The 14,821-nt window shown below is 67.9% G+C and carries 12 protein-coding genes and 1 pseudogene; 2 read left to right on the top strand and 11 right to left on the bottom strand.

The window, feature by feature from the left end; genetic code table 11:
* A pseudogene (locus tag ABNT58_RS10125) lies at positions 1–1,052 on the top strand (excinuclease ABC subunit A); the annotation flags it as partial.
* Between the two features lie 78 nt (positions 1,053–1,130).
* On the opposite strand, the gene ABNT58_RS10130 reads toward ABNT58_RS10125, so the two are convergent.
* From ABNT58_RS10130 to ABNT58_RS10160, 7 genes are all read right to left on the bottom strand, one after another.
* On the bottom strand, positions 1,131–1,715 hold the full coding sequence (locus ABNT58_RS10130; protein WP_348753360.1) for a hypothetical protein: 585 nt from the start codon (positions 1,713–1,715) through the stop codon (positions 1,131–1,133).
* Positions 1,716–1,870: 155 nt separating this feature from the next.
* Positions 1,871–2,494 carry a YitT family protein gene (locus ABNT58_RS10135; protein WP_348753361.1) on the bottom strand — a complete coding sequence of 208 codons (624 nt, stop codon included), beginning with the start codon at positions 2,492–2,494 and terminating at the stop codon, positions 1,871–1,873.
* A gap of 51 nt (positions 2,495–2,545) precedes the next feature.
* A complete protein-coding gene (locus ABNT58_RS10140) occupies positions 2,546–3,130 on the bottom strand; it encodes a protein-methionine-sulfoxide reductase heme-binding subunit MsrQ (protein ID WP_348753370.1) in 585 nt (194 codons plus the stop codon).
* 56 nt (positions 3,131–3,186) lie between these two features.
* On the bottom strand, positions 3,187–4,176 hold the full coding sequence (msrP, locus tag ABNT58_RS10145; RefSeq protein ID WP_348753362.1) for a protein-methionine-sulfoxide reductase catalytic subunit MsrP: 990 nt from the start codon (positions 4,174–4,176) through the stop codon (positions 3,187–3,189).
* 107 nt (positions 4,177–4,283) lie between these two features.
* Positions 4,284–5,627: a c-type cytochrome biogenesis protein CcsB gene (gene ccsB / locus ABNT58_RS10150; RefSeq protein WP_348753363.1), complete on the bottom strand. Its 1,344-nt coding sequence runs from the start codon at positions 5,625–5,627 to the stop codon at positions 4,284–4,286.
* Positions 5,624–7,738 carry a cytochrome c biogenesis protein ResB gene (locus ABNT58_RS10155; protein ID WP_348753364.1) on the bottom strand — a complete coding sequence of 705 codons (2,115 nt, stop codon included), beginning with the start codon at positions 7,736–7,738 and terminating at the stop codon, positions 5,624–5,626. The genes ccsB and ABNT58_RS10155 overlap by 4 nt, the downstream gene beginning before the upstream one ends.
* Before the next feature lie 72 nt (positions 7,739–7,810).
* Positions 7,811–8,428: a c-type cytochrome gene (locus ABNT58_RS10160; protein ID WP_348753365.1), complete on the bottom strand. Its 618-nt coding sequence runs from the start codon at positions 8,426–8,428 to the stop codon at positions 7,811–7,813.
* Positions 8,429–8,478: 50 nt separating this feature from the next.
* On the opposite strand from ABNT58_RS10160, the gene yihA reads away from it, so the two are divergent.
* Positions 8,479–9,267 (top strand): ribosome biogenesis GTP-binding protein YihA/YsxC, encoded by a 789-nt coding sequence (gene yihA / locus ABNT58_RS10165; protein ID WP_348753366.1) that lies wholly within the window; start codon positions 8,479–8,481, stop codon positions 9,265–9,267.
* Here the strand turns inward: yihA and ABNT58_RS10170 are convergent.
* From ABNT58_RS10170 to groES, 4 genes are all read right to left on the bottom strand, one after another.
* Complete coding sequence (locus ABNT58_RS10170; RefSeq protein WP_348753367.1) at positions 9,211–10,707, bottom strand: DUF1631 family protein; 1,497 nt, start codon at positions 10,705–10,707, stop codon at positions 9,211–9,213. The genes yihA and ABNT58_RS10170 overlap by 57 nt on opposite strands.
* A gap of 149 nt (positions 10,708–10,856) precedes the next feature.
* A complete protein-coding gene (ltrA, locus tag ABNT58_RS10175; protein WP_348753368.1) occupies positions 10,857–12,266 on the bottom strand; it encodes a group II intron reverse transcriptase/maturase in 1,410 nt (469 codons plus the stop codon).
* Positions 12,267–12,733: 467 nt separating this feature from the next.
* On the bottom strand, positions 12,734–14,371 hold the full coding sequence (gene groL / locus ABNT58_RS10180) for a chaperonin GroEL (RefSeq protein WP_348753369.1): 1,638 nt from the start codon (positions 14,369–14,371) through the stop codon (positions 12,734–12,736).
* A 40-nt stretch (positions 14,372–14,411) separates the two neighbouring features.
* Positions 14,412–14,702, bottom strand: coding sequence for a co-chaperone GroES (gene groES / locus ABNT58_RS10185; RefSeq protein WP_054018942.1), 291 nt, complete (start codon positions 14,700–14,702; stop codon positions 14,412–14,414).
* Positions 14,703–14,821: the final 119 nt, after the last annotated feature.

Consider the following 14,821-nt stretch of genomic DNA (forward strand, 5'->3'; position numbering starts at 1 on the left):
TGGACGACACGCCGCGGCTGCAGCTGCGCGGTGCCGACCTGCACAACCTCAAGCAGATCGACGTGGACGTGCCGCTGCACCGGCTGGTGGCCATCACCGGCGTCAGCGGTTCGGGCAAGAGCACGATGGCGCGCGACGTGCTGCTGCACAACGTGCAGGCGCTGGTGCAGCACGGTGTGCGCAACAAGGGCAAGGCGCCGCCGCTGCAGGGCTGCGAGGCGCTGGAAGGCTGGACCGCGGTGGACCGCGTGCTGGAAGTGGACCAGACGCCCATCGGCAAGACGCCGCGCAGCTGCCCGGCCACCTACATCGGCTTCTGGGACGCGGTGCGGCGGCTGTTCAGCGAAACGCTGGAGGCCAAGGCGCGCGGCTACGGGCCGGGGCGCTTCAGCTTCAACACCGGTGAAGGCCGCTGCCCGGCCTGCGAAGGCCAGGGCATGCGCACCATCGAGATGAGCTTCCTGCCCGACGTGAAGCTGCCTTGCGACGTGTGCCACGGCCAGCGCTTCAACCCCGAGACGCTGGCGGTGAGCTGGCGCGGCAAGAGCATCGGCGACGTGCTGAACATGGAGGTGGACGAGGCGGTGGAGTTCTTCGCCTCGATGCCGGCCATCGCGCACCCGCTGCAGCTGCTCAAGGACGTGGGCCTGGGCTACCTGACGCTGGGCCAGCCTTCACCCACGCTGAGCGGCGGCGAGGCGCAGCGCATCAAGCTGGTGACCGAGCTGAGCAAAGTCAGGGATGAAGTGGGCCGCCGCGGCCAGAAGGCGCCGCACACGCTGTATGTGCTGGATGAACCCACCGTGGGCCTGCACATGGCCGACGTGGAGCGCCTGATCCATGTGCTGCACCGGCTGGTGCAGGGCGGCCACAGCGTGGTGGTGATCGAGCACGACCTGGACGTGATCGCCGAGGCGGACTGGGTGATCGACCTGGGGCCGGAAGGCGGCGATGCCGGCGGCCGCATCGTGGTGGCCGGCACGCCCGAGCAGGTGGTGCTGGCGGGCAGCCATACGGGCAAAGCCCTGGCGCCCGTGTTGGGGCGCCAGTAGGCGAGGCTCGCCGGTGCTCCGGCGCCAGTAGGCGGGAATCGCCGGTGTTGGGGCGCCAGTCGTCAGCAGGCGGTCGGCCTACTGCGCCGACCGCGCCCAGCTGGATGCGTCGTTCGCGGCGGTCAGCGTGCGCAGGTCGCGCGCCCGCAGCATGCCGGCCCGCTCGCGCAGCGCGGCCGCGTCGTCCACGTCGCCGCAGCGGTCCAGCACGCGGCTCACCCGCTGCAGCACCGCGGCTTCCCATTCCCAGTCGCCCATCAGGCTGACCATCTGGGCGGCTTCATAGCCGTGGTCGCGGGCGCGTTCACGCACCGCATGGGCGCCGCGGGGGTCGTCGCGGCAGATCTCGGTGGCCAGGATGGACACCAGCTCGGCCAGGTCGCACAGCAGCTCGATGCACGCTTCCGGCGCACACAGGGTGCGTGCCTTGCGCAGGCCCTGCTGCAGGTACCACTCGGCGGTGGCGCCGTCGCCCATGCGACGGTAACAGCGGCCCACCTGGGCCAGCGCCAGGGCCAGGATGGCGGGCTGATCCTGCAGCTCCGCCTCGTCCAGATGATGGAGCGCATCGGCCAGCGCATCGCGCGCGCGGCCCGGCAACACTTCCAGCGCCCGGTGGCGCGGTACCGGGCAAGGTGACACGGCATTCCTGTTCACGTGCATGCGGGTTCCCCTTGGCAACTGCTGCAGCCTGCTAAGCACGTCGCGGGCCTGCCTGCATGCTGCTTCCGGGTGCATGGGCCGCCGGCCCCGGCGCCTTGCCTGGACTGCCGCCGCCGGCCGCCGGTTCCTCAGGGCTTGTGCGGAGGCGGCGCCGGTCACACGCCCAGGTAGCGCCCGGGGCGGTGGTTCATCATCAGCACACCGCTGAGCGCCACCACACCCAGTACGGACAGCAGGATGCGCTGCGGCGGCAGCACCAGCATCGCGGCCAGCACGATCAGCCCGTCGATCACCAGCTGCACCTTGCCGGCGCTCCAGCGGCGGCGTTCCTGCAGGTACTGCGCCAGGATGTTGACGCCGCCCACGCTCGCGCGGTGGCGCAGCAGCGCCAGCAGGCCAAAGCCCACCAGAATGCCGCCCAGCACCGCCGCCACCACGGGGTGCAGCCGGTCGAAGCTCACCACCTTCGGCGCCATCGCGGTGAACACCGACACCAGGCCGATGGCCAGGAAGGTCTTGAAGGTGAAGGCCGGGCCCAGCCGCTTCCAGGCCAGCCAGTAGAACGGCACGTTCAGCACGAAGAACAGCAGGCCGAACGACCAGCCGGTGGCGTAGCTCAGCAGGAAGGCCGCCCCCGCCACGCCGCCGGTGATGAGGCCGGCATGCTCGTACATCGTCAGCCCCAGCGCCACGAACAGCGTGCCGGCCAGCAAGGCCTGCGCGTCGTCCAGCAAGGTGTGGCGTTCAGCCGGGGGAAGGGTTGCAGTGGGGGAGGCCATGCGGCCGCTGCAAGCATGCAGCGTGCCTTGGCTCGCTGGCCGGCTGGTTGCTCAGGCCTTTCGGCGTGATCGCAGCAAGCGGTCGCCCAGCAGCACGGCCACGATGCCGGCGTAGACCGACCACTCGCCGAAGTTGTGCTTGGCCGCCCGCATCCAGAAGAAGTGCAGCAGCCCCAGCAGCACCACCGCGTAGATGGCCTTGTGCAGCGCCTGCCAGCGCTTGCCGCCCATCGCCTTGATCGCGCGGTTGAACGAGGTGGCGGCCAGCGGCGCCATCAGCAACAGCGCAGCGGTGCCCACCAGGATGAACGGCCGCTTGGCGATGTCGGTCAGGATGTCGGGCAGGACCAGGCCCATGTCCAGCCAGGCGTAGCACAGGAAGTGCAGCACGCCGTAGAAAAAGGTGAACAGGCCCAGCATGCGCCGCAGCCGCACCAGCGCCGGCTGGCTGAACCAGTGCCGCAGCGGGGTGATGGCCAGCGTCAGGCACAAAAAGCGCAGCGTCCAGTCGCCGGTGCCGCGGATCAGCGCCTCGGCCGGGTTGGGGCCCAGGGTGTTGGCCACGGCGCCCCACACCAGCCAGGCCAGCGGCAGAAGGCTGGCGATGAACACCGCCGGCTTGACGGCCGGGTGCATCAACCAGGGGCGGGCGCGGGGGGCGCCGGTGCGGGCAGGGGCGGTGGTGGTCACGGTCAGAAGTTCTTGGCCAGGTCCATGCCCGCGTACAGCTGGCCCACCTGCGGCTCATAGCCGTTGAACATCAGCGTGGGCCGGCGCTTGGCGAACAGGCCTTCGCCGATGCGGCGCTCGGTGGCCTGGCTCCAGCGCGGATGGTCCACCTTGGGGTTCACGTTGGAGTAAAAGCCGTATTCCTGCTGCGCCGCCTTGGTCCAGCTGCTGGTGGGCTGCTTGTCCACGAAGCGGATCTTGACCAGCGACTTGGCCGACTTGAAGCCGTACTTCCAGGGCACGGTCAGGCGTACCGGCGCACCGTTCTGGTTGGGCAGCACCTCGCCATACAGGCCGAAGCTCAGCAGCGTCAGCGGGTGCATGGCCTCGTCCATGCGCAGGCCTTCCACGTACGGCCACTCCAGCACGCGCGTGCCCACGTAGGGCATCTGCTTGGGGTCGGCCAGCGTCACGAACTCCACGAACTTGGCATTGCCGGTGGGCTCCACCTGCTTGATCAGCTCGGCCAGCGAGTAGCCCACCCAGGGCACCACCATCGACCAGCCTTCCACGCAACGCATGCGGTAGATGCGCTCTTCCATCGGCGCCAGCTTCAGCAGCTCGGCCAGGTCGTAGACCTTGGGCTTTTTCACCTCGCCTTCCACCGCCACCGTCCATGGCGTGGTCTTGAACTTGGTGGCGTTGCGCGCCGGGTCGGCCTTGTCGGTGCCGAATTCGTAGAAGTTGTTGTAGGTGGTGACGTCCTCGTAGGCCGTCGGCTTTTCCATGGTGTTGGCGCCGGCCACGGCGCTGCGCACCGCGGGCAGCTTGGCCAGCTTGCCGGGCGCCGCCACCGTCTGCGCGTGGGCGCGGCCCAGGTGGCCAGCGCCGGCCGCCAGCGCGGCACCGGCGGCGGCCATCTGGATCCAGCGGCGGCGCTCCTCGTACACCGCCTGCGGCGTGATCTCGGAGGCGATGCGGTGCTGGAAGCCGCGGTCTTTGTGGAAATGCATGCGAGGTGACTCCGTCCATTCAGCCGGGTGAGCGGGCCTCACCCTGTGGCTGTCTGTCGGGGTGGACCCTCGATCCTTACGCCGGGTTCAGTGTCCCGGATGCAACTTCACAGTTCACCGTACGAGTGCAAGCCCGACAGGAACATGTTCACACCCAGAAACGCGAAGGTGGTGACGGCCAGGCCCACCAGGGCCCACCAGGCCGACGGCACGCCGCGCAGGCCCTTCATCAGCCGCATGTGCAGCCAGGCCGCGTAGTTCAGCCAGACGATCAGCGCCCAGGTTTCTTTCGGGTCCCAGCTCCAGTAGCCGCCCCAGGCCTCGGCCGCCCAGAAAGCGCCCAGGATGGTGGCCACGGTGAAGAAGGCAAAGCCCACCGCGATGGACTTGTACATCACGTCGTCCAGCAGTTCGAAGGCGGGCAGGCGGGCGGCGATGCGACGGCGCGCCATCAGGATGCCGGCGACGATGAGCGCGCTGATGCCGAAATACACCATCCAGTAGGTGCTGCTGGCGCTGCCGGCCGCGCCCTGGCGGAAGACGATGGGCTCGAAGCACAGCACCACGCCCAGCAGCCACAGCGGCGCCAGCTTGTACCAGCGGGTTTCCGACGCCTGCTGCTTGATGAGGTAGGCAAAGGCCACCATGGCCGACAGCGCGAAGGTGCCGTAGCCGATGAAGTTGGCCGGCACGTGCAGCTTCATCCACCAGCTTTGCAGCGCGGGCACCAGCGGCTGGATCTCGTGCGCCTCACGCACCACGGTGTACCAGAGCAGGAAGCCCACCGCCGCGCTGACCACCAGCATCACGAAGGCGCCCAGCGCACGGGTGCGGTAGTGCTGCTCGAAGTACAGGTAGAACAGCGCCGTCATCCAGCAGAACAGCACGAACACTTCGTACAGGTTGCTGACCGGGATGTGGCCGATGTCGGGCGCGATCTGGTGGCTTTCGAACCAGCGCACCATGGTGCCCACCAGGGCCATGAACACCGCGGCCCAGGCCATGCGCGAGCCGATGCGCTGCGCGGTGTTGTCGTCGGCCCGCACGAAAAAGCCGATCCAGTAGAAGATGGTGCTCATGAAGAAGAGCACGCTCATCCACAAGATGGCGCTCTGGCTGGACAGGAAGTACTTGAGCAGGAAGACGTTGTCGGCCTGCGCCAGGTCGGCACCGAAGTTGTCGAGGTGGCGGTTGTACAGGCCAATGGCCAGCAGCGTGGCCGCGCCCACTGCCACGCTCAGCACGCGCAGCGCGCCCCAGAACCAGCCCAGGCCGATCATCACCGGCGCGGCGCCGATGAGGATGGCCTTCTCGTACACATCCATCGACGCGTTGTAGCGCTGGAAGGCGAAGGCGGTGCCGGCCAGCACCAGCAGCGCGAAGATCCAGTTGGATGCGCCGGGGCTGCCGTAGCGTCGCGAGCCCTGCAGGGTGAGCGTGGTGGTGTTCATGCGGCGTCCTTCAGGATGTCGTGCTTCAGGCGGTCGAACTCATGGTCGGCGTCCAGCGTGCGCCGCGTGGTGGACAGGGCCGTGCTCACGCGGGTGCCGCCTTGTCCATCGTCTTGGAGCCAGATCCACAGGCGGCGTTCCCGCACGTAGAGCATGGCGAAGACCCCGATGATGAGCAGAACCGCGCCGATGTACACCAGGGTCTTGCCCGGGGCACGGGCCACCTGGAACACGCTGGCCTGCACCTGGGTGAAGTCGGCCAGCTGCAGCAGCGCCGGCGAGGGGTAGAGGAAGCTGTCGCTCAGCGACAGCACCGCCAGCGACATGAAGCCCTGCGTGGCATCGCCCGGCTCGGCGGCCTTCAGGCCGGCCTGCTCACGCGCGGTGTTGTACAGCTCGAACAGCGCGCCGTTGAGGATGCGCAGCAGCACTTCCGAGATGCGCGGCCGCTCGGCCTCGGGCACCGTGGTTTCCAGAAAGCGCGACAGCGACATCAGCCCGCCCGGGGCCTGGCTGGCGTCGTCCTTGGCGCCCGGCACCTCGGCGCCGGAGAACAGGCCCAGCACCCGTTCGGTGGTCACGGTCAGCTGCTGCGCCATCTCGGGCTTGTCGGCCGGCGTGGCCTTGGCCACGTAGCGGCGCACCGCCTCGGCCCGCAGCGCGGGGTCGGTCAGGGCGCGGCGCAGCATCATCCAGCCGTCCATCGAGTCCTTCTCGTCGACCGGGATGCGCAGGTAGCGGAAGTTCTCGTTCGGCGTGTCGCGCACGCCGGCCAGGTACACGCGCTGGCCGTCGATCTCGACCGGCAGCATGTAGTTGTTGAACTCACGCGCCTGACCTGCGTTGTCGCGCAGCCGGTACGAGACCGACGGGCCGACGTTGTGCAGCGTCTTGCCGGCCTTGGTCTTGGCGCCTGAGCCCAGGTGCTCTTCCAGCGAGCTGACCAGGTCGACCTTGCGCACGTCGGTGGGGCCGGTGGTGGCCGCGCCCAGGTTCTCGACGTTGATCACCCGCAGGCCGGCCAGCTCCAGCGTCAGCTGCTGGTCGGCGCTCGCCAGGGTGGTGCTTTCGCCCACGCGGCCTTCGATGTCGAAAGGCGGCGTGCCGGCCTTCAGCGGCAGCGCATGCAGCTTCAGGCGCGAGCCGCCGTCGTCGAAGCTGCTCTGGTAGATGGCGATGCCGCGGTGGAAGGCGGGTTGGTTCACCTTGACCGTGGCCGGGATGGCCTGGCCGGTCTCGCGGTCGTGGATCACGATCTCGCTGGCAAACAGCTTGGGCATGCCCGTTTCGTAGTAGTCGACGATGAACTTCTTCAGCTCGATGTCGAAGGGCAGCTCCTGCAGCACCACGCCGTCGGACATGCTGATCAGCGCCGTGCCGGCGCGGCCGTTTTCAGGCACCAGCAGGTTGGCGCGGAAGGTGGGGTTGCGCTCGCTCAGCCGGTGGTCGGCCGACACGTCGCGCAGCATGCCGCCGCCGGTGAAGGGCGTTTTGCCCAGCAGCGCCATCTGCGCCCGCACGATCAGGTCGCCGTCGAACAGCCCGCCCAGGCAGATCAGCACGATGGAGCCGTGCGCCGCCAGGTAGCCCAGCTTGTTGGCCATGCCCTTGCGCGCCGCGATCATCGTGCCTTCGGGGCGCATCTGCACCTTGGCCTTCCAGCCGCTGCTGGTCAGCAGGCTGCCGATGCGGGCGTAGGCCGCGTCGCGCCCCTCGGCCAGCCGGCCCTGGGCCTTGTGGTGGAAGGCGTTGAGCGACTGCTCGCGCAGGTTTTCCTTGTAGGCCCGCAGGTCGGCCGTGATCTTGGGCAGGTTGCGGGCGATGCACAGGCTGGTGGAGGTGACCAGGAAAGCCAGGATCAGCAGGAACCACCAGGCGCTGTACACCGCGTACAGGCCCACCGCCCCGAACACGTCGGCCCAGAACGGGCCGAACTGGTTGACGTAGTTGTTCGCTGGCTCATGCTGCTTGACCACCGTGCCGATGACCGAGGCGATGCAGATCACCGTCAGCAGCGAGATGGCGAAGCGCATCGAGGACAGCAGCTCGACGGCGTCGCGCCACGCCCGTGATCGGCTGCTGACTTCAAGGCCGGTGGTGGGCAGGCTCATGGCGGAAATTATGGTGCGGACGGAAAAAAGGCCGGTCGTGGACCGGCCTTGGCGTGAGGCGCTGGCAGGGTCTTAGCGCAGGCCGGCGATGTAGTCGGCCACCGCCTTCATCTCGGCTTCGCTCATCTTGCTGGCAATGGCCATCATCTGAGGGTTGTTGGCGCGCGCGCCGCTGGCAAAGGCCGCCAGCTGCGCCTGCGTGTAGGCACCGTGCTGGCCGCCCAGGCGCGGGTACTGCGAAGGGATGCCGGCGCCGGTGGGGTTGTGGCAGCCCGCGCAGGCCGGCACGGCCTTGGCGGCAATGCCGCCGCGGTAGATGCTTTCGCCCAGGGCGACGGTGTCCTTGCTGGTGGCAAAGCCCGGCTTGGCCTGCTTGGAGGCATAGAAGGCGGCCACATTGCGCATGTCTTCGTCGCTCAGCTGCGCGGCAAAGCCCTGCATGATGGGGTTCTTGCGCTTGCCGGCCTTGAACTCGTGCAGCTGCTTGGCCAGGTACTCCGGGTGCTGGCCCTGCAGGATGGGGTAGGCCGGGCTGCCGCGGTTGCCATCGGCCGCGTGGCAGGCCGCGCACACCTGCGTCGCAATGGCTTGCCCCTTGGTCAGGTCGGGCTTGGCGGCGGGTGCGCTGCCCTCTGCAGCGAACGCGGGCGCCAAGGCGGCGGCAAAGATCAGGGCAATGAGCGACTTCATGTCTTGGCGGCGGCGTTGGAGGTTCAAACCTTCAGATTTTACAATGCCGGATGACCGAATCACCTGACGCCCGCACGGCACTGGCCTGGACGCACACCGCGCGCTTCCTCACCACGGCCAGCAAGCTCGACCAGCTGCCTGTCTCCGAGCTGCCTGAAATCGCCTTCGTCGGGCGCAGCAACGCCGGCAAGTCCACCGCCATCAACACGCTGGCGCAGCAAAAGCGGCTGGCCTTCGCCTCCAAGACACCGGGGCGCACGCAGCACATCAACCTGTTCCACCTGGGCCCGAAGGACGCACCCGACTGCCTGTTCGCCGACCTGCCGGGTTATGGCTACGCGGCGGTGGCGCGCACCGCCAAGCTGCGCTGGCAGCAGGTGATGGCCGACTACCTGGAGCTGCGCCGCAGCCTCTCGGGCGTGGTGCTGATGGTCGATTCGCGCCTGGGCTTCACCGAGCTGGACCAGCAGCTGCTGCAGTTCGTGGCGCCGCGGGTGGGCACCGGCGAGGTCAAGTTGCTGGTGCTGCTGACCAAGGCCGACAAGCTCTCGCGCAAGGAAGCCGATGCCGCCGTGCGCGGCGCCACCGAGGTGCTGGGCCAGGTGAGCACCGACGACGCCGACGTGAGCCTGAGCCTGTTCTCGGCCCTCAAGCGCAGCGGCGTGGGCGATGCGGCCGAAACCCTGCATGACTGGGTACATCCGGCGGGCAAGCCGGCGGCCGCGGCCGACGAAGAGGCTTCGCAGGCATCAACCGCCGACGCGGCCCCGGTGCCGGCCGAATCAGCCGCGCTGGGCGATCTGGCGCAGCAGCCGGGCAGCGGCGCGCCGCACGAGTGATCGCGGGCGCAGCTCGCGCAGCAGCCCTTCGGCGTGCAGCCGCTCCAGGGCGGACTGCCGCAGCGCCCAGGTCTGGCGCGTGGGCTGGGCCAGCTCGGCAAACAGCCACAGGTCATCGGCATGCCACAGCAGCTGCAGCATGCGCCAGTGGCCGTCGATGAACACCCGCAGCCAATGGCCGGGTTGCTGCGTGTCCAGCCAGCGTTCGTCCACCAGCGCGGCGCCGGCCGCCACCTGGGAGTTGGCGCTGTCGAGCAGCGCCGACTGCACCGTGGCCAGCGTGTGCGCTTCCAGCGGCAGGCTGTGGCCCGCCTCGGCGGTGGTCGGTGAAAACTGCGGACCCAGGGTTTCCAGCGTCGCGATGTGATCGGCGGCCGCCTGCAGCCGTTCGTCGAACTGCTGCTGCGCCTGGGTGGTCAGGCGCTTGAGCGCCCAGCGGAAGGAAGCCGCGTCGGGCTGCTCTTCCTGCGCCATGGCTTCCACCAGCTGGCCGGCCTGCGCCAGCAGCTGCTGGCGCTGCGGGTCACCCGGCTGCGCATGCACCTCGGCCAGGAAGGCGATGCGGTCCATCAATTCCCAGATCGGGTGGGTGTAAGCGTCCAGCGTGGTCGGGTCCTGCTGCGCCACGCGCAGCGCCACCGGCTGCAGCCGTTGCATCAGCGCCTGCACGTCGGTAGGCAGCTCGCCGGCCTGCAAGATGGTGTCGAAGATGCGCGGCAGCAGCGCCAGGCCGTCGCTGCCGGCGGGCAGCAGCGCGGCCGGTCCCGCGGGCAGCTGCTGGCGCAGGCGGGCCAGGTCGTCGGGCGGCGGGTTCTGGCGGTGCCAGCTGCGCGAGCTGGTGCCGGTGACGATGGTGCGGTAGCTGCTGGGCGTCACGCCTGCGTCTTCCAGCCGGGTGCAGGCCGCGGCGTAGAACAGGCGCAGCCCTTTGCCCAGCGGCGCGGTGGCGCAGGTCAAAAAGGCCAGCTGCAGCCGGTGCGACACCGGCAGGTCGCCCAGCGCCTGCCACAGCGCCCGCACGAACAGCTCGGGCTTGAGCGGGTTGGTGTCGCGCGCCACGTGCAGGTCACCCACCAGCGCCGAGGTGAAGGCGCGCAGCTCGCGCAGCGAGTGGTCGGCCGCACCGCGCACCGCTTCCACGCTGCGCGCCAGCTCCACGTCGGCGGTCACGGCCTGGTCTTCCACCAGCGACAGCGTGGCCAGCCGGTTGGGTACACGGGCAGCGGGCGCCTGGGGCCGCAGCAAGGTGGCCAGCTGGCGGGTGAACTGGCTCACCAGGTCGGCCCGGTACAGCCGCACCAGCCGCTGCACGTCGGGCAGCAGCATCGGCACCGGGCTCTGGGTCATCGCGGCCACGCCGTCGAGCACCTCCTGCATCAGCAGCGGTGCGCGGGACAGTGCGTCTTCGACGAACTGGGGCAGGGTGGGGCGGTGCGGCATGGCGGGGGCAGACCAGTGACGCATTCTCGGCAGCCGCCCCGCGGCTCTAAACGCGGAAAAAGGGTGAAAAACAGCGGCATTGAGTAGGGTGAGGGGTTATCCCCTCAGCCCTCTCACACCACCGGACATGCGGGTCCGCATCCGGCGGTTCAAGTAAGACGCTGGAGTTGCCGGTGGATGTCCACCAGCGAGACCAGCCCCATGCGGGCAAGGTGCTTCGGCGGCATGGCCGCCACCATGTGTTTGGCCCCCGCGTTCCACCACGGACCCCGACCGTTGACGCTCGACTTCCACGCGCGATGCGCGTCCAGGCCAAGCGCTCGCAAGCGCGATGCCCGTGTGGCCGGGCGCTTCCACTGTCTCCAGGCGATGACGCGCAGGCGACGTCTCACCCATGTGTCCAGCTCTTCGAGCGCCCGTCGTCCCTGCGTGTACTGGAAGTAGGCCATCCAGCCACGCAGGACCGGCCGCAGCTGCTCGATGGTCCGCTCCAGGCGTTGCCCGCGCCCCTTCAAACACAGGTCGGTGACCCGTGCCCTCAGGCGGGCAAGACTTTCTGGCGCGATCCGCAGACGGGTCTCCTTGTGCGCAGTCACGCTGTAGCCCAGGAACTTGCGTCCCCAGGGCCGTGCCACCGCGCTCTTGGTCGCATTCACCGTGAGCTTCAGCCGTTCCCAGAGGAACTTCGTCACCCCGTCCATGACGCGTTGTCCCGCCCGCTGGCTCGACACATAGATGTTGCAGTCGTCCGCGTACCGGCAGAAGTCCAGTCCGCGCCGCTGCAGTTCGCGGTCCAGATCGGTCAGCAGGATGTTCGACAGCAGCGGTGACAGCGGTCCGCCTTGCGGCGTGCCCTGTGTCCTCGCTGTCTCGACTCCGTTGTCCATCAGGCCCGCTTGCAGGAAGCGCCGGATCAACTTCAGCACGCGCCTGTCGTCGATCCGCCTGGCGACCCGGTGCATCAGCGCGTCGTGGTTCACACGGTCGAAGAATTTCTCCAGATCCATGTCCACCACCCAGCGCTTGCCGCCCCGGATGTAGTTCGCGGCTTGAGCCACTGCCTGCGTCGCGCTGCGTCCCGGGCGGAAGCCGTAGCTCCCTTCCGAGAACGTCGGCTCGAACAGCGGTTGCATCACCTGGTGCAGCGCCTGCTGGATCAGCCTGTCCACCACGGTGGGCACGCCCAGCGTCCTGACCCCGCCCTGCGGCTTGGGGATGTCCACTCGGCGCACCGCGCGTGGCAGGTACGTGCCGTCCAGCAGCGCCTCCTTCACACTTTGCCAATGGCTTTGCAGCCAGCCCTTGAGGTCTTCGCAGCGCAGCCCGTCGATGCCGGGCGCCCCGCGGTTACTCATGACCTGGCTGTACGCCTTTTGCATGTTGCTGCGTTCGACCACCCGCTCCATGAGCCGGCAGCCCTCCGATTTCGTTTGCCCGTCCGTCGCTGCGCCCATCTCCGCACCGTCGCGCGCACTCCCCGGATTCCGTCCGGTTGCTTCGCGCTCGGCCTGCCCAGAGCAACAGCCCAGGCCAGCTTCTGCATCATCGATAGGCGTCAAGATCGATCGTCCTACTCTCGGTCTTACTCGTTCAGCCCTTCGGTCCGTGCTGGCACCTACTATGGCCTCGGCTGACTTCTGAGCGCGCATCCCGCCGCCTCTCGACGCCGGTAGCCCCTTCGGGCACACACTCAGATCTCCCCGGGTATTGCGCACCCACCTTCACGCTTATGCCTGTCGGATATACGACGCACCGTTCCGTGCAAGTACCGGGCTTTGATGAATTTGGCCATCTCACCCCAGCGCGTCGCCTCGTATCCGCTTCCTGTTCGTCAGGCCAGCGCTTTGCCATCCGGCTTCCTTCAGACCCGCAGTCGCCCGCGGAGCCCTTGCCTTCGGCTAACCATTCCCCTTGCCGGGCTGGTGGAGGACTTGCACCTCCAAGTAGGTGCGCCCTGCCGGGCGCACCAAAGAAAAAGCCCGCGGCTTGCACCGCGGGCTTTTCGTGAAGGCTGTAAGGCCTGGACTTACATGTCCATGCCCATGCCGCCCATGCCACCCGGCATGGCGGGCGCAGCGGACTCGTCCTTCGGGGCTTCAGCGACCATGCACTCGGTGGTCAGCATCAGCGAAGCGACCGAAGCGGCGTTCTGCAGCGCGGTACGGGTGACCTTGGTGGGATCCAGGATGCCCATCTCGATCATGTCGCCGTAGGTGTCGTTGGCGGCATTGAAACCGTAGTTGCCCTTGCCAGCCAGCACGGCGTTGATCACCACGCTCGGCTCGCCACCGGCGTTGGCCACGATTTCGCGCAGCGGGGCTTCGATGGCCTTCAGGACCAGCTTGACGCCGGCTTCCTGGTCGGCGTTGTCGCCCTTGATCTCGCCAGCGGCTTGCTTGGCGCGCAGCAGGGCCACGCCACCACCGGCCACGATGCCTTCTTCCACGGCAGCGCGGGTAGCGTGCAGCGCGTCTTCCACGCGGGCCTTCTTTTCCTTCATCTCGACTTCGGTGGCGGCACCGACCTTGATGACGGCCACGCCGCCGGCCAGCTTGGCCACGCGCTCTTGCAGCTTCTCGCGGTCGTAGTCGCTGGTGGCTTCTTCGATCTGGATGCGGATCTGCTTGACGCGGGCTTCGATGTCGGCAGCGGCACCGGCGCCATCGATGATGGTGGTGTTTTCCTTGCCCACTTCCACGCGCTTGGCCTGGCCCAGGTCGGCCAGCGTCACCTTCTCGAGCGTCAGGCCCACTTCTTCAGCGATGACCTTGCCGCCGGTCAGGATGGCGATGTCTTCCAGCATGGCCTTGCGGCGGTCGCCGAAGCCAGGCGCCTTGACGGCCACGACCTTCAGGATGCCGCGGATGGTGTTGACCACCAGCGTGGCCAGCGCTTCGCCTTCGACTTCTTCAGCGATGATCAGCAGCGGACGGCCGGCCTTGGCGACTTGTTCCAGCGTGGGCAGCAGGTCGCGGATGTTCGAGATCTTCTTGTCGAACAGCAGGACGAACGGGTTGTCCAGCAGCGCGGCTTGCTTCTCGGGGTTGTTGATGAAGTAGGGCGACAGGTAGCCGCGGTCGAACTGCATGCCTTCGACGACATCCAGCTCGTTGTCCAGGCTCTTGCCGTCTTCGACGGTGATGACGCCTTCCTTGCCGACCTTGTCCATCGCGTCAGCGATGATCTTGCCGATGGATTCGTCGCTGTTGGCCGAGATGGAGCCGACCTGCGCGATTTCCTTGCTGGTGGTGGTGGCCTTGGAAGCCGACTTCAGCTGCTCGACCAGAGCCGTCACGGCCTTGTCGATGCCGCGCTTGAGGTCCATCGGGTTCATGCCGGCGGCCACGTACTTCATGCCTTCGCGCACGATGGCCTGGGCCAGCACGGTGGCGGTGGTGGTGCCGTCACCGGCGTTGTCCGAGGTCTTGGAAGCCACTTCCTTGACCATCTGGGCGCCCATGTTCTGGAGCTTGTCCTTCAGCTCGATTTCCTTGGCCACGGACACACCGTCCTTGGTCACGGTGGGGGCGCCGAACGAGCGCTCCAGCACCACGTTGCGGCCCTTGGGGCCCAGGGTGGTCTTGACCGCGTTGGCCAGGATGTTCACGCCTTCGACCATGCGGGCACGGGCCTCGCCGCCGAAGATCACGTCTTTAGCTGCCATGTTGATGACTCCGAATTCTGTTCAGTAGGGGGACGACCGATTACTTCTCGACCACGGCGAAGAGGTCTTCTTCGCGCATGACGAGCAGTTCGTCGCCGTCGACCTTGACGGTCTGGCCGCTGTACTTGCCGAACAGCACGCGGTCGCCGACCTTGATGTTCAGGGCCACGAAGTCGCCCTTGTCGTTGCGCTTGCCGGGGCCAACCGCCAGCACTTCACCCTGGTCGGGCTTCTCGGCGGCGTTGTCGGGGATCACGATGCCAGAGGCGGTCTTGGTTTCTTGTTCCAGGCGCTTGACGATCACGCGATCGTGCAACGGACGAAGTTTCATGGGATCTCCTAGTGCAATGACACTTTGGGTGGGCTCACGGGCCGTGGCGGCAGGCGCCCCCAACCCGTCTGTCGGTCTCTTTTGGAGTGTTAGCACTCAAGCGTGTCGAGTGCTAGCAA

The sequence above is a fragment of the uncultured Aquincola sp. genome (assembly GCF_964001545.1).
Classification (GTDB): Bacteria; Pseudomonadota; Gammaproteobacteria; order Burkholderiales; family Burkholderiaceae_C; genus Aquincola.

Coding starts and splice junctions, on each gene's coding strand:
- ABNT58_RS10130 (WP_348753360.1), bottom strand. CDS start 1,715: ATGCACGTGAACAGGAATGCCGTGTCACCTTGCCCGGTACCGCGCCAC.
- ABNT58_RS10135 (WP_348753361.1), bottom strand. CDS start 2,494: ATGGCCTCCCCCACTGCAACCCTTCCCCCGGCTGAACGCCACACCTTG.
- ABNT58_RS10140 (WP_348753370.1), bottom strand. CDS start 3,130: ATGCACCCGGCCGTCAAGCCGGCGGTGTTCATCGCCAGCCTTCTGCCG.
- msrP (WP_348753362.1), bottom strand. CDS start 4,176: ATGCATTTCCACAAAGACCGCGGCTTCCAGCACCGCATCGCCTCCGAG.
- ccsB (WP_348753363.1), bottom strand. CDS start 5,627: ATGAACACCACCACGCTCACCCTGCAGGGCTCGCGACGCTACGGCAGC.
- ABNT58_RS10155 (WP_348753364.1), bottom strand. CDS start 7,738: ATGAGCCTGCCCACCACCGGCCTTGAAGTCAGCAGCCGATCACGGGCG.
- ABNT58_RS10160 (WP_348753365.1), bottom strand. CDS start 8,428: ATGAAGTCGCTCATTGCCCTGATCTTTGCCGCCGCCTTGGCGCCCGCG.
- yihA (WP_348753366.1), top strand. CDS start 8,479: ATGACCGAATCACCTGACGCCCGCACGGCACTGGCCTGGACGCACACC.
- ABNT58_RS10170 (WP_348753367.1), bottom strand. CDS start 10,707: ATGCCGCACCGCCCCACCCTGCCCCAGTTCGTCGAAGACGCACTGTCC.
- groL (WP_348753369.1), bottom strand. CDS start 14,371: ATGGCAGCTAAAGACGTGATCTTCGGCGGCGAGGCCCGTGCCCGCATG.
- groES (WP_054018942.1), bottom strand. CDS start 14,702: ATGAAACTTCGTCCGTTGCACGATCGCGTGATCGTCAAGCGCCTGGAA.